This is a genomic window from Holdemanella porci (assembly GCF_009696075.1).
GTDB classification, from domain to species: Bacteria; Bacillota_I; Bacilli_A; order Erysipelotrichales; family Erysipelotrichaceae; genus Holdemanella; species Holdemanella porci.
Genome location: NZ_VUMR01000007.1, coordinates 21,725 through 44,875 on the forward strand (window position 1 = coordinate 21,725; position 23,151 = coordinate 44,875).

At 34.0% G+C, this 23,151-nt stretch carries 23 protein-coding genes; 13 read left to right on the forward strand and 10 right to left on the reverse strand.

Translation table 11 applies throughout. The features are described from left to right. Nucleotides 1–97 precede the first annotated feature (97 nt). Entirely contained in the window at nt 98–1,351 is a 1,254-nt protein-coding gene (locus tag FYJ55_RS02450) for a methionine gamma-lyase family protein (RefSeq protein ID WP_154555485.1), read from the reverse strand. An 88-nt stretch (nt 1,352–1,439) separates the two neighbouring features. Between FYJ55_RS02450 and FYJ55_RS02455 the strand changes: the two genes are divergently transcribed. After that, nucleotides 1,440–2,384, forward strand: a complete 945-nt coding sequence (locus FYJ55_RS02455; protein ID WP_154555486.1) for a type I phosphomannose isomerase catalytic subunit — start codon at nt 1,440–1,442, stop codon at nt 2,382–2,384. Between the two features lie 19 nt (nt 2,385–2,403). On the opposite strand, the gene FYJ55_RS02460 is transcribed toward FYJ55_RS02455, so the two are convergent. The 5 genes from FYJ55_RS02460 to FYJ55_RS02480 form a co-directional block, all read right to left on the reverse strand. Further along, nucleotides 2,404–3,711, reverse strand: coding sequence for an ATP-binding protein (locus FYJ55_RS02460; RefSeq protein WP_154555487.1), 1,308 nt, complete (start codon nt 3,709–3,711; stop codon nt 2,404–2,406). 212 nt (nt 3,712–3,923) lie between these two features. Next, complete coding sequence (locus FYJ55_RS02465) at nt 3,924–5,972, reverse strand: sensor histidine kinase (RefSeq protein ID WP_154555488.1); 2,049 nt, start codon at nt 5,970–5,972, stop codon at nt 3,924–3,926. Beyond that, nucleotides 5,969–6,670 carry a response regulator transcription factor gene (locus FYJ55_RS02470; protein WP_117572863.1) on the reverse strand — a complete coding sequence of 234 codons (702 nt, stop codon included), beginning with the start codon at nt 6,668–6,670 and terminating at the stop codon, nt 5,969–5,971. The genes FYJ55_RS02465 and FYJ55_RS02470 overlap by 4 nt, the downstream gene beginning before the upstream one ends. A gap of 68 nt (nt 6,671–6,738) precedes the next feature. Continuing rightward, entirely contained in the window at nt 6,739–7,272 is a 534-nt protein-coding gene (locus FYJ55_RS02475; protein ID WP_229771047.1) for a VTT domain-containing protein, read from the reverse strand. Between the two features lie 248 nt (nt 7,273–7,520). Then, a complete protein-coding gene (locus tag FYJ55_RS02480; RefSeq protein WP_154555490.1) occupies nt 7,521–8,846 on the reverse strand; it encodes an MATE family efflux transporter in 1,326 nt (441 codons plus the stop codon). A 75-nt stretch (nt 8,847–8,921) separates the two neighbouring features. Here FYJ55_RS02480 and FYJ55_RS02485 point away from each other — a divergent pair, with 75 nt between their 5' ends. Both FYJ55_RS02485 and FYJ55_RS02490 read left to right on the forward strand, forming a co-directional pair. Next, entirely contained in the window at nt 8,922–10,058 is a 1,137-nt protein-coding gene (locus FYJ55_RS02485) for an ATP-binding protein (RefSeq protein WP_154555491.1), read from the forward strand. A 97-nt stretch (nt 10,059–10,155) separates the two neighbouring features. Continuing rightward, nucleotides 10,156–11,610 carry a S10 family peptidase gene (locus tag FYJ55_RS02490; protein ID WP_195836640.1) on the forward strand — a complete coding sequence of 485 codons (1,455 nt, stop codon included), beginning with the start codon at nt 10,156–10,158 and terminating at the stop codon, nt 11,608–11,610. A 209-nt stretch (nt 11,611–11,819) separates the two neighbouring features. On the opposite strand, the gene FYJ55_RS02495 is transcribed toward FYJ55_RS02490, so the two are convergent. Then, a complete protein-coding gene (locus FYJ55_RS02495; RefSeq protein ID WP_154555493.1) occupies nt 11,820–12,998 on the reverse strand; it encodes a pyridoxal phosphate-dependent aminotransferase in 1,179 nt (392 codons plus the stop codon). A gap of 76 nt (nt 12,999–13,074) precedes the next feature. On the opposite strand from FYJ55_RS02495, the gene FYJ55_RS02500 reads away from it, so the two are divergent. Next, nucleotides 13,075–14,208 (forward strand): DUF362 domain-containing protein, encoded by a 1,134-nt coding sequence (locus FYJ55_RS02500; RefSeq protein ID WP_154555494.1) that lies wholly within the window; start codon nt 13,075–13,077, stop codon nt 14,206–14,208. Between the two features lie 8 nt (nt 14,209–14,216). Here the strand turns inward: FYJ55_RS02500 and FYJ55_RS02505 are convergent, their stop codons facing one another. After that, nucleotides 14,217–14,732: an ECF transporter S component gene (locus FYJ55_RS02505; RefSeq protein WP_154555495.1), complete on the reverse strand. Its 516-nt coding sequence runs from the start codon at nt 14,730–14,732 to the stop codon at nt 14,217–14,219. Nucleotides 14,733–14,754: 22 nt separating this feature from the next. After that, complete coding sequence (locus tag FYJ55_RS02510; protein WP_154555496.1) at nt 14,755–15,939, reverse strand: MalY/PatB family protein; 1,185 nt, start codon at nt 15,937–15,939, stop codon at nt 14,755–14,757. 39 nt (nt 15,940–15,978) lie between these two features. Here FYJ55_RS02510 and FYJ55_RS02515 point away from each other — a divergent pair, with 39 nt between their 5' ends. From FYJ55_RS02515 to FYJ55_RS02525, 3 genes are all read left to right on the forward strand, one after another. Continuing rightward, complete coding sequence (locus FYJ55_RS02515) at nt 15,979–16,437, forward strand: hypothetical protein (protein WP_229771048.1); 459 nt, start codon at nt 15,979–15,981, stop codon at nt 16,435–16,437. A gap of 66 nt (nt 16,438–16,503) precedes the next feature. After that, nucleotides 16,504–17,769, forward strand: coding sequence for an amidohydrolase (locus FYJ55_RS02520; RefSeq protein WP_154555497.1), 1,266 nt, complete (start codon nt 16,504–16,506; stop codon nt 17,767–17,769). After that, nucleotides 17,766–18,098 carry an arsenate reductase family protein gene (locus FYJ55_RS02525; protein ID WP_154555498.1) on the forward strand — a complete coding sequence of 111 codons (333 nt, stop codon included), beginning with the start codon at nt 17,766–17,768 and terminating at the stop codon, nt 18,096–18,098. Before FYJ55_RS02520 ends, FYJ55_RS02525 begins: the two co-directional genes overlap by 4 nt. Here the strand turns inward: FYJ55_RS02525 and FYJ55_RS02530 are convergent. Further along, on the reverse strand, nt 18,095–18,634 hold the full coding sequence (locus FYJ55_RS02530; protein ID WP_154555499.1) for a DNA-3-methyladenine glycosylase I: 540 nt from the start codon (nt 18,632–18,634) through the stop codon (nt 18,095–18,097). The two genes, FYJ55_RS02525 and FYJ55_RS02530, sit on opposite strands and share 4 nt — an antisense overlap. An 89-nt stretch (nt 18,635–18,723) precedes the next feature. Between FYJ55_RS02530 and moaA the strand changes: the two genes are divergently transcribed. Genes moaA through modA form a run of 6 tightly spaced genes read left to right on the forward strand, consistent with a single transcriptional unit; the run spans nt 18,724 to nt 23,151 of the window. Further along, nucleotides 18,724–19,668 (forward strand): GTP 3',8-cyclase MoaA, encoded by a 945-nt coding sequence (gene moaA / locus FYJ55_RS02535; protein ID WP_154555500.1) that lies wholly within the window; start codon nt 18,724–18,726, stop codon nt 19,666–19,668. Nucleotide 19,669: 1 nt separating this feature from the next. Then, complete coding sequence (gene moaC, locus FYJ55_RS02540) at nt 19,670–20,146, forward strand: cyclic pyranopterin monophosphate synthase MoaC (RefSeq protein ID WP_195836641.1); 477 nt, start codon at nt 19,670–19,672, stop codon at nt 20,144–20,146. Next, nucleotides 20,134–21,069, forward strand: coding sequence for an MOSC domain-containing protein (locus tag FYJ55_RS02545; protein WP_154555502.1), 936 nt, complete (start codon nt 20,134–20,136; stop codon nt 21,067–21,069). The genes moaC and FYJ55_RS02545 overlap by 13 nt, the downstream gene beginning before the upstream one ends. Next, the gene (gene modB, locus FYJ55_RS02550; RefSeq protein WP_279141831.1) at nt 21,050–21,745 is read left to right on the forward strand and encodes a molybdate ABC transporter permease subunit; all 696 of its coding nucleotides are present in this window, start codon (nt 21,050–21,052) and stop codon (nt 21,743–21,745) included. The genes FYJ55_RS02545 and modB overlap by 20 nt, the downstream gene beginning before the upstream one ends. Next, nucleotides 21,746–22,378 (forward strand): sulfate/molybdate ABC transporter ATP-binding protein, encoded by a 633-nt coding sequence (locus tag FYJ55_RS02555; protein WP_154555503.1) that lies wholly within the window; start codon nt 21,746–21,748, stop codon nt 22,376–22,378. Continuing rightward, on the forward strand, nt 22,375–23,151 hold the full coding sequence (gene modA / locus FYJ55_RS02560) for a molybdate ABC transporter substrate-binding protein (RefSeq protein ID WP_154555504.1): 777 nt from the start codon (nt 22,375–22,377) through the stop codon (nt 23,149–23,151). Before FYJ55_RS02555 ends, modA begins: the two co-directional genes overlap by 4 nt.

Genomic DNA, 23,151 nt, shown 5'->3' on the forward strand with positions numbered 1-23,151 from the left:
CGTTTGAATCGATATGCAACGATTCGCTTATCATCGTTGCACAAAATAATGCAACGATTCGACAATCGTTTGAAACAAAAAAGATGCACTAGGCATCTTAGTTGTTTTTCATATTTGTTAGGGCAAGAAGAATAGAAAGTTTTCCATATTCTAATGTTAATCCACCTTGCATATATAAAGTATATGGTTCAACGACTGGAGCATCTGCACTTAATTCGATTGTACTTCCTTGTGTAAAGCTTCCAGCAGCCATAACTTCATCAAATGGATAGCCAGGCATTGGAGCAGCCATAACACGAACAAATGAATCAATAGGACTAGTGGATTGAATGCCTTGTGTAAAGCTAACAAGATTTTCTTTGGATCCAAGTTCTAAAGTTTGAATGATATCCGTTCTTTCATCATTATAAGCAGGAGATACATTCTTGTATCCTAATTTTTCTAACATGTAAGCTGTGAAAACGGCTGTCTTTAAAGCACTCTTTACAGCATTTGGTGCCATGAAGATACCTTTAAAGAAAGAGTTGTTTAAGTTAAAGTTTGCACCCAAATCCTTACCAATTCCAGGAGCTGTTAAGCGTTCAGCTACCATGTTGATCAAGTCTTTATTACCAGCTACATATCCTCCAGTAGAGGCAATTCCTCCACCTAAGTTTTTCATTAAAGATCCGACCACAACATCGGCACCAATGTGTCCTGGCTCTAATTTTTCAACAAGTTCACCATAACAGTTATCTACCATGATAATAACATCTTTGTTTACTTCACGAATCTTTTTGATGATACGCTCAAGCTTTGAAATGGTTAATGATAAACGGTGAGCATATCCTCTAGATCTTTGGATTTCCACTAATTTTACATTGTTTTCTTTTAAACGAGAAATAATCTTATCATCATCAAAATCATCATTCACTAAATCAATTTGTTCATACTTTACACCATTGGCTTTTAAGGATTGTGTAGAATCCCCACATAAACCAATCATTTCCTGCAAAGAATCATATGGAGCACCAGAAATGGAAATCATTGTATCTCCATGTTTTAATAGGGCAGATAAAGTTAAATATAAAGCATTTGTGCCACTCATGATTTGAGGGCGTACTAAAGCATCTTCACATCCGAGTACTGTCGCAAAAATACGTTCGATTTTATCACGACCTTCATCGTAGTTACCGTATCCGTTGATATCCGCAAAGTCAGAATAAGAAACGTGGTTCTCAATAAATGCAGCTAAGATACGATCTGAATTGTATAAACATACATCATCAATTTTTTTATAAATATCTTTTAAAATGACATCCGATTCTTCTGCCATTTTCAATAAGTCTTTATCAATTTGTTCTAAAATCATAAATAACCTCCAAAAGTCCACTTATTCTATTATACACGATTTAAATATTTGTGGTATGCTCAAGTCAAGATATGAAGGGAAGTAAAAAATGGAAAAAGTATTATTTTTAGATTCACCCATGAAAGAAAAGCTGTATGGTTCAAGGCGCATCCAAGAAAAGTTTGGCTTCGGTCCTATGGACAAAAAGATAGGAGAATACTGGGCTATTAGTGCACATGATAATGGCTTAAGTAAGATCAAAAATGGAAAATATAAAGGGGAAACTTTAAAAGATGTATATTTAAATCACAGAGAATTATTTGCGAATGATCCTCATGATAAATTTCCACTATTAGTTAAAATTAATGAGATTCAAGAACCATGTTCTGTGCAGGTACATCCAGATGATGCATATGCTAGAAAACATGAAAATGATTATGGTAAGGCTGAATTTTGTCTGTGGCTAGATGTGGAAGAAGGAACAAAAATCATTCGTGGACATAGTGCCAAGACAAAGGAAGAATTTCGAAAGGCCATAGAAGAAAAAGCTTGGGATACTTTATTCGTTCGTAAGCCAGTGCACGCAAATGAATTTGTTTATACACCTGCAGGAACGATTCATGGTATTGAAGGAAAGTTAATGATGGCTGAAGTGCAACAATCCAGCGATGTTACATATCGTATATATGATTATGATCGAAAAGATGCCGATGGGAATATGCGAAAACTACATATTGATCAGGCTATTGAAGTCACAAATATACCGCATATTGAACCAGATGTGCATCCAGCAGTTACGATGTTAGAAGGAAATGAAGTCATTGAATATGTGAATGAAAAATATTTTAATGTGACTCAATATAAGATACAAAATGAAATTCATATCAACAATCCTTCTTATTCACTTTGTTTACCATTAAGTGGAAATGGAATCTTACATATTGATGGAAAAGATTATGATATTCAAGCAGGCATTGGCTTTATCGTTACAAGTCTAGCAAAAAGATACTCCATCCAAGGCAATATCGATTTGTTGGTAAGTGTGCCAAAATAAAAGATCCGATTGGATCTTATTATTTGATGAAATTCAATAAAAATTCACTGGCACCAATAGTTATAAAACCTTCTTCATCCATCATGGCTTTATAAGGTCGATTTACTACCAATATTTTTTGAATTTGATCATTTAATTTAATGAAAGGACGAATTTCTCGGCTTCGAGTTTCAGAATTTGAGATATCTGTTGAAATTTGAATGTAATATTTACGTTCATTTTTTTGTGCAAAAAAATCAATTTCATTTGTTTTTCGAACGGATTTACCTTCTTTATTTTTCTCAACTGTATCGAAAGTTCCGACATTAACGGCATACCCATTATATATGAGTTCGTTGTACACAATATTTTCTAACAATTGTCCCTCATCGGGATACGCAAAATTTAATCGTGCATTTCTTAAACCTGTATCTACAAAATAGTATTTTCTTAAAGCACCAATTTCTTTCTTTCCACGAATGTCATAGCGATTCGCTTCTTGGAGAATGAAGGCATCCTTAAAATATTGAATATATTTTTCAATTGTTTGTGCATCAATGTTTTCATGTTTAACACTTTTAAATGTATTTGATAATTTCTTAGAATTCAACAATTCGCCTGTCAAATCACTAAGAATGGTACAGAGTTCATCTAAGTTTTCTGTTTTCTTTAGCTTATTATGTTCAACAATATCTTTGAAATAGGTTGTTTCAAATAATCCTTTTAAATATTGTTTCTTTGAATTTTCATCTGATAATACTGCAAGTGGCATGCCACCATACTGCATATATTCATATAAGGCATCTGTTTTAGAACCTTGTCTATAACTGTAAAACTCTTCAAAAGATAATGGATGCATATGGATTTGGCTAGCCTTGTCTCTAAATTCTGTCACAATGTCGGTTGACAACATTTTTGAATTGGATCCAGTAATATAAAGGTCTATGTTTTTTTCATGAGAAAGTCCTAATACAACATCAACAAAAGAGATGGTTTCTGTATCTTTCGCTTTGGCTAATTTGATTTTTCCACCTGTTAATGCAGGATTAACAATGGTAAAAACACGTTGAATCTCATCTAAAATGACGTAACAGTCACTCTTATCTTTAGTGATAGAACGTACATACTTTCCTAGCTCAATGGGATTTCTTAAATGGGCATTCTTATCATCATCAAGTTCAATAAGAATTATATTTTCTTCAGGTATATTATTTTCTATAAGATAATCGGTGAATATTTCATGCAACAAATAGGATTTACCAGTTCTTCTGGGTCCAGTTATGACTTTTGGAAACCCGTTGTTCTTTAATGCGATAAGTTGATTTAAGTATTTAGTTCTTTTTATCATTTTGATCACCTTTTTTGTAGAATTCTACACTTTTTCTGATTATATTTTAAAATGATTTAAAGAATAATTCAATTTATAATCATTTTTTTTGTAGAATTCTACATATTTTCTGACTATAAATTAATGATACACAGATAAAAAGTGGCCTGTATCCTTTACTTTAGGATTTTTGACCACTTTATTTTATCTACAATCATTTTTTCTGTAGAATTCTACATATTTTGGGATTTATGAAAACTTAGAATTGATTTGAAGAGATCCCCATCTGTTTCAATCATAAATGTACCATTCTGTACTTCGGTAAAACTCTTAACAATCGCAAGACCTAGACCGCTGCCAGCTTCATGCCTTGATTTATCGCCACGCACAAAACGTTCGGTAATATCACTATCAAAATCAAGCGGTTCTTTCGAAGTGTTTTTCATTATAATCACAACTGAATTACCAATGTCTTTCACATCCAAGAATACACGCGTGTTTTCTAATGCATACTTAGAAATATTGGTAAATAAGTTTTCAAAAATACGATACGTCTTATTTCCATCCAAACATACATGAATTTCTTTTTCTGGAAGATTTGTCACAAGCTGAAGGTTTTTAGCTTGTAGAAGCTCTTCATTTTCTGCGCATACCTGCTCTATGAATTCAATGATGTTAATATCAGAATATTCTAAATCAATATTACCACTATTGGCTTTGGATACTTCAAACAAATCTGTGATTAGAATGCTTAAACGATCGGTGTATTGATTCAATCGTTCTAAATAACTCTTTTTATCTTCCTCGCTAATACTAGGATCATTTAATAACTCTACATAATTTTTAATACCCGTTAATGGCGTTTTTAAATCATGTGATACATTTGAAATCAATTCCGTCTTGAGATTTTGTGATTGTACTTGTTCTTTTACAGCTTGTTCAAAACCATCCTTAATTTGATAGATATTATTGTTTAAAGATTGGAATAAACCAGAATCTGCAGGCTTAATATTCTCAAAATTACCACTCGATAGATCTTCAGTCATATGTAATATGTCTTGGTATTGACTTTGCACATTTTTGATTTTCTTATAGCCCACAATGCCGATGCCAATTAATGATATAACGACGATAAAGAAAGAGAAGAATGGAATGTTAAGCAATGATATAAACGCAAGAATCAAAATCAGACATATTGAGAAAATAATATACTTTTTAAGGATTTCATCCGATAAATCGGTTGAAATGATTTGTTCCGCTTTATTTGAGAAATAAAGAATGAATTTCCCAATCCATGTTTTATGAAAGAACCAGTCTTTAACCGATGTTGTAAATTGACATTTTAACCAATATACGGATAAACCAATAAAGAATAAGGTGATAGACCACGCAAGAATGTTCACTCCATATACGATAGGCTGACTCAATTCAATGTGATAACGATTTAGAATGTGTAAGAATGTACCTTCAATCGAATAGGTAGTTAATATGCATGTACCACTAGCTAGTAAGGCATCAATTGTTAGAAAAAAGATAAATGCAGGTTCAAATAACCAGTGATTCACATTTCTAAAGATATAGACTTCCTTTTCATACGCATATTTATTAAGGAAGACATATAGAGCGATAATGGCACTACAAATCAAGAAGGCTGTCATAAAGAAATAGGCGTATTGATCGGCATCTAAATCTAAGAGGTCAATTAGACTTGTATTATCATAATTTAAAACAGCTGGAATATAGAATGTTAATACGACATCACTTGGCATATGAAGTGTATAGCCTGGAAAGGGCTCTCCATCACAATAATATGTGCCTTCACAGTATTCATAATACTTTTCACTGTTATAGTTAATAAGATTCACAATATTATCCGTTACATTTAGTGTGTTGGAATCTAATGTTTCATAATATCTTGTATCTTTTTTCTTTATATCCATATTAAATTGTTTTGAAGTTATTTTATTGTTTACATCACATGTATAAAAGAAGTTTGGATCATTTTCAAAAATGTTTTTTGCACTAGATAAAGATGAGTCTAACCCTTTTTTTATATCCTTTTGAATATCTTCCGGTGTATCTTTCTCAAAAGTAATATATTCATACTTTGGATCTTGTTCCAATTTTTTAGCAAGAATAAAAGCTGTAAGATTCTGCTCTAAAGTTTCAGGAAGCTTCGTTGGAGTAGCGGTAGAAACATTTGGATAAAAGCTTGTCACTATACAAGAACCAATGATGCATAAAGCACATAGTATTGTTAAAAAAATATTTTTCTTTTTCATTGTATATTCTCCATTTTATAGCCCTGCCCCCATACAACCTTAATATAAATAGGCTTTTTAGGGTTGGTCTCGATTTTTTCACGTAATTTACGAATATGAACCATAATCGTTTCCGTGTTGATAGCTTCTTCTTTCCATACCAATTCATAGATTTGTTGGCTAGAAAAGACTTGTCCAGGGTGTGAAATCAATAGTTTTAAAATATCAAACTCTTTTGGCGTTAATTTAATATCTCTTGAATTTAACGTCACTCTTTTTGTCGTATTATTTAACACAAGATCACCAATCATATACTCATCTTCGTTCTTTGTCTCATTTTTTAGATTTAAGATTTGTTCATATCTTCTTAAATGCGAACGCACTCTTGCGACTAGCTCCATACTTTGAAATGGCTTGGTGATATAGTCATCGGCACCAATATTTAAACCTGTGATTTTATCGATATCTTCACTTTTTGCACTTAAAAATAGAATTGGAAAGTCATGATGTTTTCTGGCTTCCATGACCATAGAAATGCCATCCATAACAGGCATCATAATATCTACGATGGCTAAATGAATATCGTTTGTTTCAATCTTTTCTAAGCCTTCTTTTCCATTTGCGGCAAGAATCACATTGTATCCTTGATTCTTCATATAAATTCCGATAGCTTCACGAATTCCTTGTTCGTCTTCTACCACTAATATTGTATGTTCCATAAAGTTCTCCTTTTAGTAATGTAAATAAAATCCAATGCATGCACATAATATTCCAATATATAACATAATTATAACCACCTTTCGATAATTTGAAACAATTGCGTAAGACCATAAGAATAGGCAATCAAAGATAATGGTTTACCCAAAAGAATGATCCAGACAAATTTTTTGAGTGACATATGTGTCAGTCCTGCAAGCATACACAAGAGATCATCTGGTGCACAAGGTAAGAAAATAGCTAACATAAAGAAGGTATCAAATTTATTTTGATCATATGTATACTTCATATATTTGTCGTAATCTTTCTTTTTACATACTTTTAGAATGAATCTATGACCATATTTACGAACAAGTAAAAAGATACATATGGATCCGATACAAATACCTATATAGTTATATATAAATCCATTGACTGCTCCAAAAGCTGTAATACCCAAGGCGCTCGATGCACCACCGGGAACAATAGGAATAATCACTTGAATGATTTGTAGAAAAATAAAAAGTAGGGGTGCTAAAATTCCGGCTTTCGACAGTGTAGCCTGTAGAAGCTGTGGATTTGTGAAGTATCCTTGTGAAAAGAAATAAACGCAAATAAGAATCATAAGGATCAATCCAAAGTTTGTTATGTTTTGTATGTTTTTATTTGTCATAAATTATCACCATGATTAATATAACGAATAATTATTAAGGTTCTTTAGTGATAAATCTTAAAGTTTTCTAAATAATTGAATTAAAAAGTTGGAAAAGTGGATAAAATACAAAAATATGGGTTGGAAAAATAGTGTAAATTGTAATAAATGCTTTATATAAAATGAAAACAAAAAAAACTTGTGTCAATTATACACAAGTCTTATTCATAAGCTTTGTATGTACGAATAAGCAATGGAAGTTCAGCCATCAACATACCAATCCATCCAGCTAGATATGAGTATGGTAAAGCCTCGATGCCTAGATGCAAGCTAAAAACAAGTGGGGCAGCTACAATAACTCGAACTGTCATATTCACTAGACTTGAAATGAGCGTAATTTTTAAATCGCCAATCCCTCTAAAGAAGCCTTGGATTCCATTGGTGAAGGCAGGAAGAATATACATGATGGAAATTAAATGTAGATAAGTCACTCCATGCATAATAACTTCTTCATCTTGTACAAATAGACACATCAATGGTTTTGCGAAGATAAAACATACTAGAAAGATAAATATACCGTAGATGGATTCTAAAACCATTCCGCAACGAAATCCTTCCTGCATACGATTTTTCTTTCCTGCACCCTTATTTTGTGCCATTAAAGCCGTCATAGAGTGAGCAATGTTTTGTTCCGGGGTATACGCAAAGTCATCAATTCGATTGACGGCCGTAAAGGCAGCTACAACCGATACACCCATCGTGTTGACAATCATTTGAATACCAAGCTTTCCTAGTTGCACAGTCGCCTGCTGCATAGCACTTGCCCAGCCATACGCAATGGTGCGTTTTAATAATGAAATATCAAATACCAGCCACTTTTTACCCAGTTGTAGAAGTGGCACTTTCTTTTGTATATATAGAATACAGAATAGGCAACATAAAGCTTCGCTAATCACTGTAGAAATGGCACATCCTTTGCTTCCTGCATGTAAAACAACCACAAAGAATAAGTCTCCAAAGATATTTAAAATGGAACTGATAATTAAGAAATATAGGGGTGATTTACTGTCGCCTAAAGCGCGTAGTGTACTCGCAAAAAAGTTGTATAAAAAGGTAAAGACTAAACCGGCAAAGATGATTTGCAGATAGGTAGTAGTCATATTGAAAATGGATGAATCTACCTGCATAAATTTAAGAATTTGTGGTGAAAAAAATATGCAGATCAGTGTCAATACAAGTGAAAATACAAGTCCTGCAAGCATGGTTGTGCTCATTTGACGAGCGAGTTTTTCTTCATCTTTAGCCCCATAATACATGCCAATCAATATGCTTGCACCCATACAAAGTCCATTTAGAAATAGGATGAATAATGTCGTGATTGGATTACAAATTCCGACTGCGGCCAAAGCTTCTTTTCCAACAAAGTGCCCTACAATAATACTGTCAACGGCATTATATGTTAATTGGAATAGATTTCCCAATACTAAGGGAATGGTAAAGTGAACTAACATAGGCATGATTTTACCTTGTGTCATATCTTGTGTCATAATCAAACTTCCTTTTTTTTGTCCATATTTTGCGCTTTTTCATCCAAAAATTCAATATTATGTTAGAATAGTCTCATGAAAATTTCAGTAGAACAATTAAAACAATTAAATAAAGAAGAATATATCTTAATTGATATTCGTGATGCCGAAGAAGCCTTTAAAAATCCAATCGAGAACAGTATTGTATTAAGTGGAGAAAGTGCTTTGGAAACAGAATTTGATTCAACTAAGAAGATCATTGTCGTTTGCGCTCAAGGCTATGTCAGTGATATTGTTGCACAAAAATTGCAGGAAAAATATGAAGCGTATAGTGTAGATGGTGGGTATGTTTCAATCGTTATGGATAAGATGAACACAAATGTGTCGGATGATTTTTGCGCACAAGTCGAAAGAAGTATTATTAAAACGTATCGAAGAAAGATTTGGTCAAAATTTACCAAAGCCATCCGTGATTATGAGCTTGTCAAAGAAGGCGATTGCATTGCGGTATGTATTTCGGGCGGAAAAGATTCGATGTTGATGGCAAAGTGTTTTCAAGAACTGCATAAACATTCACCGGTTCCTTTTGATGTGAAATATATTGTGATGGATCCAGGCTATTCAAAAGAGAATCGCGAGGTTATTGATAGGAATGCCGATAAACTAAATATTCCAATTGAAATCTTTGAGAGTGATATTTTTGACAATGTTTTTAATATTGAAAAGAATCCATGTTATATATGTGCAAGAATGCGAAGAGGTCATTTGTATAACTATGCCAAGAATTTAGGGTGTAACAAAATAGCTTTGGGACACCATTATGATGATGTGATTGAAACCATTTTAATGTCTATGCTTTATGGGGGACAAATTCAAACTATGATGCCAAAGTTACATTCGAACAACTTTAAGGGTATGGAAGTCATTCGACCACTATACTTGATTCATGAAGATGATATTAAGACTTGGGCAAAACGCAACAATCTGTATTTCATTCAGTGTGCATGCAAATTCACTCAGGCTTGTGCCAATGAAACATGTTTAACACAATCCAAGTCAAAGCGTTTAGAAATGAAAAACTTAATCAAGGAATTGAAGAAAGTCAATCCGTTTGTAGAGCAGAATATTTTTAAGAGTGTAGAAAATGTAAGTCTTAAAACCGTGATTGCCTATAAGGATGATCATGCAAGACATCACTTTTTAGATACATATGATGAAGAGGGAAATGAATAGTTTCTCTATTTTCATTTTTATTTACAAAAATGTAATAATTTACATTGACTATTTTTCACTACGTTCTATAATGGAATTATTGTGGAGGAAACGAATTATGTATAAAACTGAAAGCTTTAAACCAGATACTTTTAAACCCGCTCGTTTTGAGTCGGATGGAAAAATTACATTGTCAGGAAAAGAAATTCCATATCATACAATTTGCGAAGACAATGTCATCTATGGACCAGATGGAAATCCAGTCGCATCGATTTTTACGTATGCCTATTTTAGAAGCGATGTAGAAGATACAGCTAATCGTCCTGTTGTCTTTGCGTATAATGGAGGTCCTGGATCAAGTTGTATGTATGTTCATGCAGGTTTTCTAGGAACGCGTCGTATGCAGTATGATGAGGTGGATCGTGAAAGTGCTTTTGGACCTTATAAAGTCATTGATAATCCAGATTGTTTAATTGATATTGCGGATATCGTATTGATTGATCCTGTTGGAACCGGATATGGTGTATTGATTGATGAAAGTAAGAAGAAAGATTTCTTTGGCATTGAACAAGATGCAGAAGCCCTATTGACAGTTCTTGAAGCTTGGGTTCGTCGTTATAATCGTGGTTTGTCACCAAAATATTTATGTGGCGAAAGTTATGGATGTACTCGTAGTGCAGTCGCTGCAGGAATTGCTGCCACAATGGGAAGAGAAAGAGGCTATGGTATTGCCTTTGATGGTATTGTGTTTATTGGAAATACGGTTACTGTAGGTAAATACTTTGGTGAAGGCTTACCTGTTGAAACAAGTGTATTGGGTTTCCCAACATATGCAGGGGTAAATTGGTATCATAATCATCCAACCGATCAAAGTGTAGAAGACTTTGTGAAAGAAGCCAAAGCTTTCGCAGATCATGATTATGTACTTGCACTTTATAAAGGAGAAGCCATTTCGGAAGAAGAAAAAGAACATATCTTAGAAAAAGTAAGTTATTATACAGGTGTTTCTAGAGAATACTTGATTCGTCATGGCTTAAAAATCGATGATGATGACTATCGTCAAGAAGTATTAAAGACAAAAGGAAAAGCTGTATCTCGTTATGATGGTCGTGTGACTCGTCCCTTATTAGAGCCTGAACAAGATGAAATCAAAAAGGCATTGTGGGATGATGCGACAGCCGATCGTTACGATACATTCTTCTATGCTGCATTTACAGGAGATCTACTTCCAAAATTAAATGTAAAATTAGACCGTAACTTTATTCCAGGAACTGATTATTATATGCATTGGGATAAAGAAGAAAAGAAAGGTACAACCGCAGAAGAATTGCGTTATGCAATGACACGTCGTCCAGGAATGCGAGCATTCTTTGCGAATGGATGGTTTGATCTATGTACTGAATTTGGATATGCATGGCACACAATGGATCATGCAGGACTACCAAAAGATCGTGTATTCTGGAAAGGATACCAAAGTGGACATATGATTTATCTTGGTGAAGATAATGTTCATGAATTATGTTCAGATATTCGTGATTTTATTCTTGGTAAGAATCCTAAATCTCAATTTTAATAATGGCTCACTTCGGTGAGTCTTTTTTTCTTGTGATGATAAATAAAGGAAAAATAGTGAACTTTTAATGGAAGAAATTGGCTTTTTGAAAGTCACAACGGAATCACCGAAATGTTTTAATGAAACATTTCTCATTTTCGTTAAATATGTGTGTTGAATATTTTTAAAATTCGTGAGTAATTGTGATAAAAGACAAAACCGTTGGATTACTACCCAACGGTTTTCTTATAAGGCATTTTTGCACGCATATCTTTTAATCGATTTAATGCGGCAAGTAAGGTTTCATCTTTTTTCGCAAAGTGGAAACGAATATAGCGATTTTCCTTCTCTTTAAAGAAACTAGATCCAGGAACGGCTGCCACACCGACGTTTTTAATCAGGTCTACACAGAAGTCTAAATCAGAATCATAGCCAAACTCACTGATATCGACCATGACATAGTAAGCTCCTTGAGGTTCTGTATGCGGAATGTTCAATTCTTTTAAGCCATTGATGAATAAATCTTTCTTATGTGTATATGACTTTTGTAGTTCATCATAATAAGCATCACTAAATTCAAGCCCTACTACAGCTGCTTCTTGAAGTGGAGCTGCCGCACCAACGGTTAAAAAGTCATGTACTTTCTTGATTTGTTCGATGATATTTTCTGGGGCAATACAATAGCCTAAACGCCATCCTGTAATGGAATACGTTTTAGATAGGGAGCTACAAGAAATGGTTCTTTCAAACATACCAGGTAAAGAGGCAAAATATGTGTGTTTGTATGGTGCATATACAATGTGTTCATAAACTTCATCCGTAATCACATACGTATCATATTTTACGGCAAGACTAGCGATATATTCCAATTCTTCTTTTGAGAAGACTTTTCCACAAGGATTGCTTGGATTGCACAAAATCAAAGCTTTCGGATGTTGTTTAAACGCATTTTCTAATTCTTCTTTATCAAAATTGAATACAGGTGGATGTAAAGGAACATAAATTGGATCAGCACCACAAAGGATGGTATCTGCTCCATAGTTTTCATAGAATGGAGAGAAGACAATCACTTTATCGTTTGGATCACAAACACTCATCATGGCTGCCATCATAGCTTCGGTACTTCCACAAGTGACAACGATGTTCTTGTTTGAATCTAAATCTAGATTCATATATTTTGATTGTTTCTTAGCTAAGGCATCTCTAAAGTTTTGAGCACCCCAAGTAATCGCATATTGATTATAATCTTCATGAGCAACTTGTTCTAGTCGATTCAATATTCCTTTTGGTGGATCAAAATCAGGGAATCCCTGCGATAGATTGATCGCACCATATTCATTTGCGATTCTTGTCATTCGACGAATCACAGAATCCGTAAATGTCTTGGTTCTTTTTGATAATTTTTTCATAATCACACTTCCTTTTTCATTTTTTGCATTGTATCATTTTTTGTGGAAATGTAAAATATAATTGAGGTGATGTTCGATGGAAAAATCTAAAGTATACTATACGGATTTTCATACCCGTAAATTAGGTGAGGGCCTACCTACAAAACTGCAATTGTTGGTTAAGAAAGCTGGAATTGCCAATTTGGATTTAGATGGAAAGTTTGTCGCAATCAAAATGCATTTTGGAGAATTAGGAAACATTGCATATTTACGTCCAAATTATGCACGTGCCATTGTGGATGTGGTAAAAGAATTAGGGGGAAAACCATTCTTAACCGATTGTAATACAATGTATCCAGGATCAAGAAAAAATGCTTTGGAACACTTGGAGTGTGCTTGGCAAAATGGCTTTACACCATTAACTGTGGGATGTCCCATTTTGATAGGAGATGGACTAAAAGGAACGGATGATATTGAAGTGCCAGTCGTTGGTGGAGAATATTGTCAAACAGCTAAAATAGGTCGTGCAATTATGGATGCCGATGTCTTTATTTCTTTGACACACTTTAAAGGACATGAATCAACAGGCTTTGGTGGGACCATAAAAAATATTGGTATGGGATGTGGTTCGCGTGCAGGTAAAAAAGAACAACACTGTTCAGGCACTCCTCATGTTGATGAAAAGCTATGTCGTGGTTGCAAACAATGCTTTAAAGAATGTGCGAATAATGGATTGGAATATGATGAAACAACACATAAGATGCATATTAATGAAACAAACTGTGTTGGATGTGGACGTTGTTTAGGGGCATGTAACTTTGATGCGATCTCCTTCAATAACTATAATGCGAATGAATTGTTGAATAAGCGTATGGCTGAATACACAAAAGCCGTTGTGGATGGACGTCCTAACTTCCATATTTCTTTAATTGTGGATGTTTCACCAAACTGTGATTGTCATGCCGAAAATGATTTACCAATTTTACCAAATATAGGAATGTTGGCATCTTTTGATCCACTTGCCCTAGATCAAGCCTGTGTAGATTTATGTATGAAGGCAAAACCAATGCCAGGATCACAATTAGATAAACATCTACATGATCCAAATTTCTGTGATCATCATGACCACTTCACAAATTCTACGCCTGAATCGGAATGGAAATCTTGTCTAGAACATGCTCAAAAGATTGGTTTGGGAAATCGAGAATATGAGTTGATTGAAATGAAATAAACAGTAGCCTAGGCTACTGTTTTATTTAGGATACGAACTAAAATTGGAACGATGATCAATTGAATGATGATTCCAGGAAGGCAAGTGATAAAGCTTGCCGTCATAAATACAGATAGTGTATAGCCTTGTGTACTTAGTACAAATGTGTTGACTAAGCCATTCACAATTCTTCCTGCAAGCATCGCAATAATTAAACTTATGTATAATTTGGGCATTTCGTTTTTGAAATTGATGTTTTTTTCACACAAACCAGTAACTAAACCATATACAGCTAGTTCAATCATCATTTGGGGCAAAATCATAGCTGGAGGCATTCCTGTTGTCATACTTGAAAGAAATGGTGTAATAATTCCGCATGCTAAACCATAGGGAGCTCCACAAAATAATCCACAAATCAATACAGGAATGTGCATTGGTAAAAATACACTACCTCCATTTGGAATTACGTGAAAGGCCATTGGAAGTAATACGCCTATCGCAATGCATAGAGCACTTGATACTAATTTTTTTGTTGTACTTTTCATAATCAGATTCCTCTTTCTTTCATTAAAAAACAAATTTCTTTAAGCGAGAAAATGCTTCTTCTACTAAAATTGTTGGTAAAGCTAAATTCATTCGAATCGTATTTGGATTCATAAATGGACGCCCATCTTGCCAACATACACCATAGTGAACCCCTTTCTTTAAAAGTTCATCCATCGTGATATCATGTGTATCTAAATACTTTGTGCAATCTAGATACAACATATACGTTCCTTCCGGCTTAATGACTTCAATACCTTTGAAATTGTTGTGGATAAAATCAAGTGCATAATCTATATTATTCGAAATGACTTCATTTAATTCATTGACCCAATCCAATCCCTCTTTACAATAAGCACCCATAAGAGCATGAACACTTAATATGTTAGGTGAATTGTAGTGAGATAAAGAGGCTTGTTTATTTAATCGATCACGAAGATATTTGTCGTAAACAATATGGTATGAACCGACTAAACCTGCAAGATTGAATGTTTTACTAGGGGCATAGGCCGCAATCGTTCTTTTCTTGGCATCTTCACTTATGGATTGCGTAGGAATATGTGTGTTTTCTTTACGTACTAGATCGGACCAGATTTCATCGCTAAAGACTAAAACATCATGTTTTTTACAGATATCCATAAATCTCTGGATTTCTTCTTTTTTCCATACTCTTCCCGTTGGATTGTGTGGGGAACAGAAAATCGCAAAATGGATATTATGTTTGATAATCTTCTTTTCAATATCTTCATAATCCATAGCCCAGTTATCTTCTTTTTTTAGCGGGCTATCAATAATTTTTCTTCCCAAATTATTCAACGTGTGAATAAACCCAATATAACATGGTGACTGCACTAAAATGGGTTCGCCACTAGCACTAAAAGCCTCAAGTGCACTGGATAAAATACCAAGAACACCATTTTCATATCCGATAGCCTCTTTTTCCACATCTATGCCATGTGTTTCTTTCTGCCAGAATTGAATGGCTTTATAGTAATCTTCTGGCATTTCAAAATATCCAAAGTGAGGCTCTTTGATTCTTTCAAACATTTGTTTTTGAATATTTTCAAAAACAGGATAGTTCATATCTGCAACCCACATAGGGATTGTAGAAAAGTTTGGGTCTACCTCTACATCTTTAATAGGTAGAACATCAAGGGCAAGGGCATCGTGTCCTTTTCGATTTAAAAGAGTTGTAAAATCGTATTTCATAATAAAAAATTCTCCTTAACACAATAATAGTATAATTTTTTGGAATTTGAAATATCGAACGATATCATGTATAATGCTCGCATGACAGATAGTACTTCAACTTTAAAAAAGATTGTCGACTTATTGATTGACATCATCTATAAGACACATACCTATTTCTTGAGTATGAATGACTCATTTGAAGCACAATTATCTGATAAGCAACTTCACTTCTTGATTATTGGCTTGTTGGGTATCGGAATGCTTCTTGTGATTTATCCACTATTTAAGTGGATGGCAAAAAAGAACTTAACTGTTTTAATTAGTTGGTTCTACGTATTTACTGTACTTGTAGTCATCACATTTGCGATTGAAATAGGCCAATGGTATTCGCATACAGGCGAAATGGACTTCAATGATATTTTGGCAGGTTTGGTCGGCTATTTTGCGATGTCCTTCATATTCCTGCTTGTGGTTGCGATTATCGAATTAATAAAATCGATTTTTAAGAAGAAATAATCAAAAGTTATTTCTTTTTTTTTGATTCCATTTGTGGGATGATTAAATCAGAAAGAAGGAATGCCTATGCGTACTCGTTTTTATAATGCACGTATACTGACAATGAAGGATTTTGATGTTTTTTCAGGGGAAATCTGGATAGAAGATAATAAGATTATATATGTAGGAAAACAGAAAGCTTCTACTTTTTGTTTTGACCGAGAAATAGATGTACACCAGAATCTAATTATGCCAGGATTTATTAATGCGCATACTCATTCTGGAATGACTTTTTTAAGATCAATGGCCGATGATATGCCTTTGCAGCAATGGCTAAATGAAAAGGTATTTCCGATTGAGGAAAAACTAACCCAAGAAGACATTTATTTCTTTTCAAAACTTGCGATATTAGAATATCTAACGAGTGGAATCACTACAAATTTTGACATGTATTTAAATCCTGAAGCAATTGTACATACAAGTCTTGATATGAATTATCGAACGGTATTATGTGGTGCAGTTAATGATTTTTGTCTATCTGTAGAAGATGTAGAACGTTGCTTCAATGCATACAATCAAAAAAATAGTTTGATTTCTTATATACTAGGTTTTAGTCATGAATATACCAATTCAAAAGAAAAAATTCAACAAGTTGCAGCATTATCTCATAAATATAAAGCGCCAGTTTATACACATTTAAGTGAAACAGAATATGAAGTTAATACATGTAAAGAAAAGACGGGACGCAGTCCTGTTGAATACTTATGTGATCTAGGTGTATATGATTATGGTGGTGGAGCCTTTCATTGCGTACATATGAGCGCGCATGATTTAGATTTATTCGCCAAAAAACATTTGAATGTCATCACAAATCCAGCATCCAATCTAAAACTAGCTAGTGGTATAGCTCCAATCCAATCGATGCTTCAACGAAATATCAACGTATGTTTAGGAACGGATGGGCCAGCCAGTAATAATTGTCTAGATATGTTTAGAGAGATGTTTTTAGTGACAGGACTAGCTAAATATAAAGAGAAGGATGCTTCTGCAGTCGATGCTTATGAAGTGTTGAAAATGGCAACGGTGAATGCGGCGAAAGCTTTACATTTAAATTGTGGTGTCTTAGAAGCTGGAAAGTTGGCAGATTTAATCATTTTAGATCTACATCAACCGAATATGCAGCCAATTAACAATGTCGCAAAAAATATTGTATACAGTGGATCTAAATCCAATGTAAAATGTACTATGGTCAATGGTAAAATTCTATATGAAGATGGACACTTTCATGTGGGATTTGAGATTGAGGCACTATATGATGAAGTACAAAAAAGGGTAGAGAGGTTAATGCGATGAATATACAGATTTTTGGGAAGAACAAATGCTTTGATACAAAGAAAGCACAACGCTATTTTAAAGAAAGAAATATTAAGTTTCAGTTTATTAATTTAGACGAAAAAGAAATGAGTAAGAAAGAATTTGAGAGTGTGCTTAGACAAGTTGGCATCGATTCCATGATCGATCCAAAGGCTAAGGATAAAGAATTATTGACAATGTTGAATTACTTGTCGAATAAAGAAGATAAAGTGTATCTCAATCAGCACATACTAAAAACGCCAATCGTGCGTAACGGCAAATTGGCGACAGTAGGCTACGAACCAAATGTTTGGAAAACATGGGATTAGTCTTTGTATAAGAAACAATCTTTTTCGTGAGAATAAATCACACCGATGGCTTGAAGAAAGGAGTATATAATGGTACTTCCTACAAACTTCATGCCTCTTTTTTTTAAATCATTTGATATGGAATCTGAAAGAGTCGATGTAGTTTTTCCTGTTTCATAAATAATCTTTCCATGTGTAAAAGTACATAAATAATTATAAAAAGTTTGATACTCTTCTTGAATGGATTTAAAAATCTTCGCATTTGAAATACTCGCTTTGATCTTTAATTTGTTACGAATGATATTAGGATTGTTTCTTAATTGTTTTATTTTTTCTTCATCAAATTCAATCACTTTATCAATGTCAAAATCTTCATAAGCCTCTTTAAAAGCTTCTCTTTTATTTAGAACACACTGCCAACTAAGACCTGCCTGAAAAGATTCAAGTATCAACATTTCAAATAGATATTTTTCATCTGTATTCAGTTTTCCCCATTCATAATCATGATATTCAATATATTTTGGATTGTTTAGATTACACCACGTACATCGTTTCATAATGTCATTTTAAAGTAGATAAAATGTGAATTCAATGATAAACTTGAATCAGTTGGTTATTCTCACTTGAGAATAACGGAAAGGATTTTATGCAAGATTCATTTGGTCGAAATATAAATTATATGCGAATCTCATTAACTGACAGATGTAACTATGCTTGTTACTACTGCAAGCCAGACATTTCAAAACATCTTTGTCATTCAGATATATTGACGTATGAACAACTTTTAGATATTTGTAGATGTGCCATTACTTTAGGAATCACTCGATTTAAAATCACGGGTGGAGAACCCACACTTCGTAAAGGCTATATTGACTTCATTCGTAGGTTAAAAGAATTGGATGGAGTTGAACAAGTAACTCTCACAACCAATGGAAGTTTATTTTCTTTTACAGATTTAGATGAACTAAAAAAAATAGGGCTTGATTGTATTAACTTTTCAATTGACACACTCGATGAATCTGAATATTTAAAGATATGTAAAAAGAACAATTTGAAGAAGGTTCTTTCAAATCTAGAATATGCATATCAGATTGGGATCTTTGTGAAAGTGAATTGTGTTGTGGACAATCTATTTACGTTTTCTCGGTTTGAATCTATGCTAGAACTCATCAAAGATAAAAAGATTGCGTTGCGATACATTGAATTGATGCCACTAAAATATAGTGATCGAAACACTAAAATGAATGAACTGATTGAATGTGTACAAAAGAATTATACATTAAATGCATATAATAATAAGCTTGGCAATGGACCAGCCCATTATTATACAATACCAGAGTTTAAGGGATATATTGGTTTTATTGAAGCGTTACATAATAAATTTTGTGGCGACTGTAATCGTATACGCTTAAGTAGTGTAGGACGATTGAAATTATGTTTATTCCATAGTGATGGAGTGGATTTAAAACCTTATCTAAATGATTTGGAAGAACTAGAAAAAGTGATGAAAGAGTGGATATTCAAGAAGCCTAAGGAACATCATTTTGAAGAAGAACATTCGTCGACGGTGATGAATGAAATTGGAGGTTAAAATGGAATTAACACATTTTGATGAACATGGAAATGCACGCATGGTGGATGTAAGTGAAAAGAATGTTACTTCAAGAAGTGCTTGTGCGGTTGGAAGTATATTGGTAAATAAAGAAATTCTACATAAAATTGAGCAGAGTGACATGAAAAAAGGAGATGTATTAGGTGTAGCTCGTATTGCCGGAATTATGGGTGTAAAAAAGACGAGTGAGTTAATTCCTTTATGTCATCCTTTAATGATTAATAAGGTGAATATTGATTTTGATGTTGATAGAGCAAATTGTTTGATCTATGCCTACTGTACCGTGAAGTGTAATGGGAAAACGGGTGTAGAAATGGAAGCTTTGACAGGTGTAAATGTTTGTCTTCTGACAATTTATGACATGTGTAAAGCTGTAAGTAAAGATATGGAAATCAAAAATGTACATTTGGTTTCTAAATCAGGTGGAAAAAGTGGAGATTTTGTATGGAAGGAATAATTAAAGCTATTTGTATTAGTGAACAAAAAGGAACAGAAAAACATCCGGTTCAAGATATTGATATTATTGAGAATCATGGATTAGAAAATGATGCGCATGCGGGTAAATGGCATCGCCAAGTTTCTTTATTATCTTATGAAAAGCGTGAAGAATTTAAAGCTAAAGGAGCTGATGTGGAGGATGGTGCCTTTGGCGAGAACTTACTTGTATCAGGTATTGAATTCACAAGTTATCCAGTAGGGACACAATTTAAGATTGGGAATGTATTACTAGAACTGACGCAAATAGGCAAAAGCTGCCATTCGCATTGTGCAATCTATCATCAAGTTGGTCAATGTATTATGCCTCATCTAGGTGTATTTACGCGTGTAATACATGGTGGACATATTTGCGTTGGAGATACCGTTGAAGTCATTGAAAATAAAGATTCTAGAATGCGTGTAGCCGTATTGACATTAAGTGATAAGGCAAGTACTGGACAAAGAAAAGATGAGAGTGGTCCATTAATTGAAAAGATCATGACTGAACATGGATACAATGTGACAAGTGTGACAGTGATTGCGGATGATGAAAATGAAATTGTTTCGCAACTCATCAATTTAAGTGATCGTTGCCAAAATGATTTGATTCTTACAACCGGAGGTACCGGACTTAGTATTCGTGATGTGACGCCAGAAGCCACAATGAAAGTTATGACAAGAAATGTTCCAGGTATTAGTGAAGCATTGCGCTATGAATCGATGAAATATACAAATAAGGCTATGTTGTCTCGTGGTGCAAGTGTATTAAGAAATCAGACTTTGATTATTAACTTGCCAGGAAGTCCTAAGGCAGTAAAGGAAAGTCTAGATATTATTTTAGGACCATTAAAACATGGTTTAGAAATTATGAAGGGTGAAGCGAGTGAGTGCGCAAGGAAATAATTTAGATTTAACTCCAATCTGGATATCTTTAAAAACGGCAAGTATCACAATAGTAATCATATTTATTCTTGGTTTACTGGCGGCATGGTGGATTTATTCAAGAAAGAGCGAAGCTTTGAAAATGGTCTTTGATGGAATCTTTACTTTGCCTATGGTTTTACCACCTACAGTAGCTGGATTTTTCTTGTTGATGATCTTTGGCGTAAATCAACCTATAGGAAAATTTTTTATGAGTGCATTTGGCATTCGCATCGCATTTAGCTTTAGTGCGACTGTGATTGCAGCAGTGGTCATTTCATTTCCACTCATGTATCGAAATGCCAGGGGCGCCTTTGATCAAGTGGATACGGATTTAGTGTATGCCGCAAGAACTTTAGGAATGAGCGAATGGAACATCTTCTTGAAAGTATTGATTCCCAATGCTTTACCAGGAATTATTAGTGGTGGTGTCCTTGCGTTTGCGCGTGGCTTAGGTGAGTTTGGAGCAACGGCGATGCTTGCAGGAAACATCATTGGAAAGACAAGAACACTTCCTGTAGCTGTATATAGTGAAGTGATGAGTGGAGATATGGAATCAGCTGCCTTTTATGTGTGGGTGATCATTGGCATTTGTTTTATAGCTGTGATTTTGTTGAATCTATATCAATTATATGTTCGAAAGAAAAGGAGTTTCTAAATGTTGGAAGTACAAATATATAAGAAGCTTGCAGAATTTGATTTAGACGTTTCCTTTCAAGTGAACGACAATATTTTAGGGCTTATGGGAGCTTCAGGATCCGGTAAAAGTATGACATTAAAATGTATAGCTGGAATTGAAATGCCAGATCAAGGACGGATTGTATTAAATGGTCGTGTTTTATTTGATTCAGAAAAGAAAATAAATGTACCGATTCAAAAACGAAATGTGGGCTATATGTTTCAAAGCTATGCTCTATTTCCCAATATGAATGTATATGAAAATATTAGTGTGGGATTAAGGGCTAGAATGGTAAAAGATGTGGATATTGTGGCTCAAAAAGTGATGAAACAATTTCAAATTAGTGAACTTGCCTCAAGATATCCCAAACAATTATCGGGTGGACAAAGACAAAGGGTGGCATTGGCTCGTTTGATGGCTTATGAACCAGATGTTCTTTTATTGGATGAACCATTTAGTGCTTTAGATGAAGATTTAAAGGAGGATTTATTAAGGGAACTTAAAAGTGAGCTTCAAATTTCAAAACCGGTTATTTTTGTATCACACAATAAGGAGGAAGTAAATGAGTTGTGTGATTTTAAATATAAAATTAAACAAGGAGAGATCGTATGAAAAACGGTTTAAGTGTTTTATTGGCTGGAGTCATGGTCACAAGTTTATTTGGGTGTAGTTCAAATGAACCAAAAGAACAAGTAAAACTTACAATTGCGGCAGCCGCAAGTTTGGAAAACGCATTTGAAGATGAATTGATTCCAATGTTTGAAAAAGAGTATCCAAATGTAACGATTGAAGGTGTTTATGATAGTAGTGGAAAATTACAGTTTCAAATTGAAAAAGGATTAGATGCTGATGTCTTCTTTAGTGCAGCTACAACACAGATGAACGCTTTAAAAGATGAAAATTTAGTGGATGCAGATTCAATTTTAAATGTATTAGAGAATAAATTGGTATTGATCAAAGGAAAAGACAGCACTACAACAATCACTAGATTTGATAATATTAAAGAAGTTTCAATTATTGCGATTGGAAATCCAGAAGTAGTTCCTGCAGGAAGCTACGCAAAGGAAGCTTTGACAAATTTAGGTGTATGGGATTCCATTCAAGATCGTTTAAGCTTAGCGGGAAATGTAACGGAAGTATTGTCTCAAGTTGAAACACAAAATGCAGAAATTGGTTTAGTTTACGCGACAGATGCTGCAAGTAGTGATAAAGTAGAGGTAGTGGCAGAGTGCGATAATTCATTATTAGCTACACCAGTACTATATCCAGTTGGTCGTGTATCGAGTACAAAGCATAAAGATGAAGCCAATTCATTGATTGAATTCTTAAAGAGCGATAAAGCTTTAAAAGTATTCAAAAAATACGGATTTAAAAAAGGAGAGTAA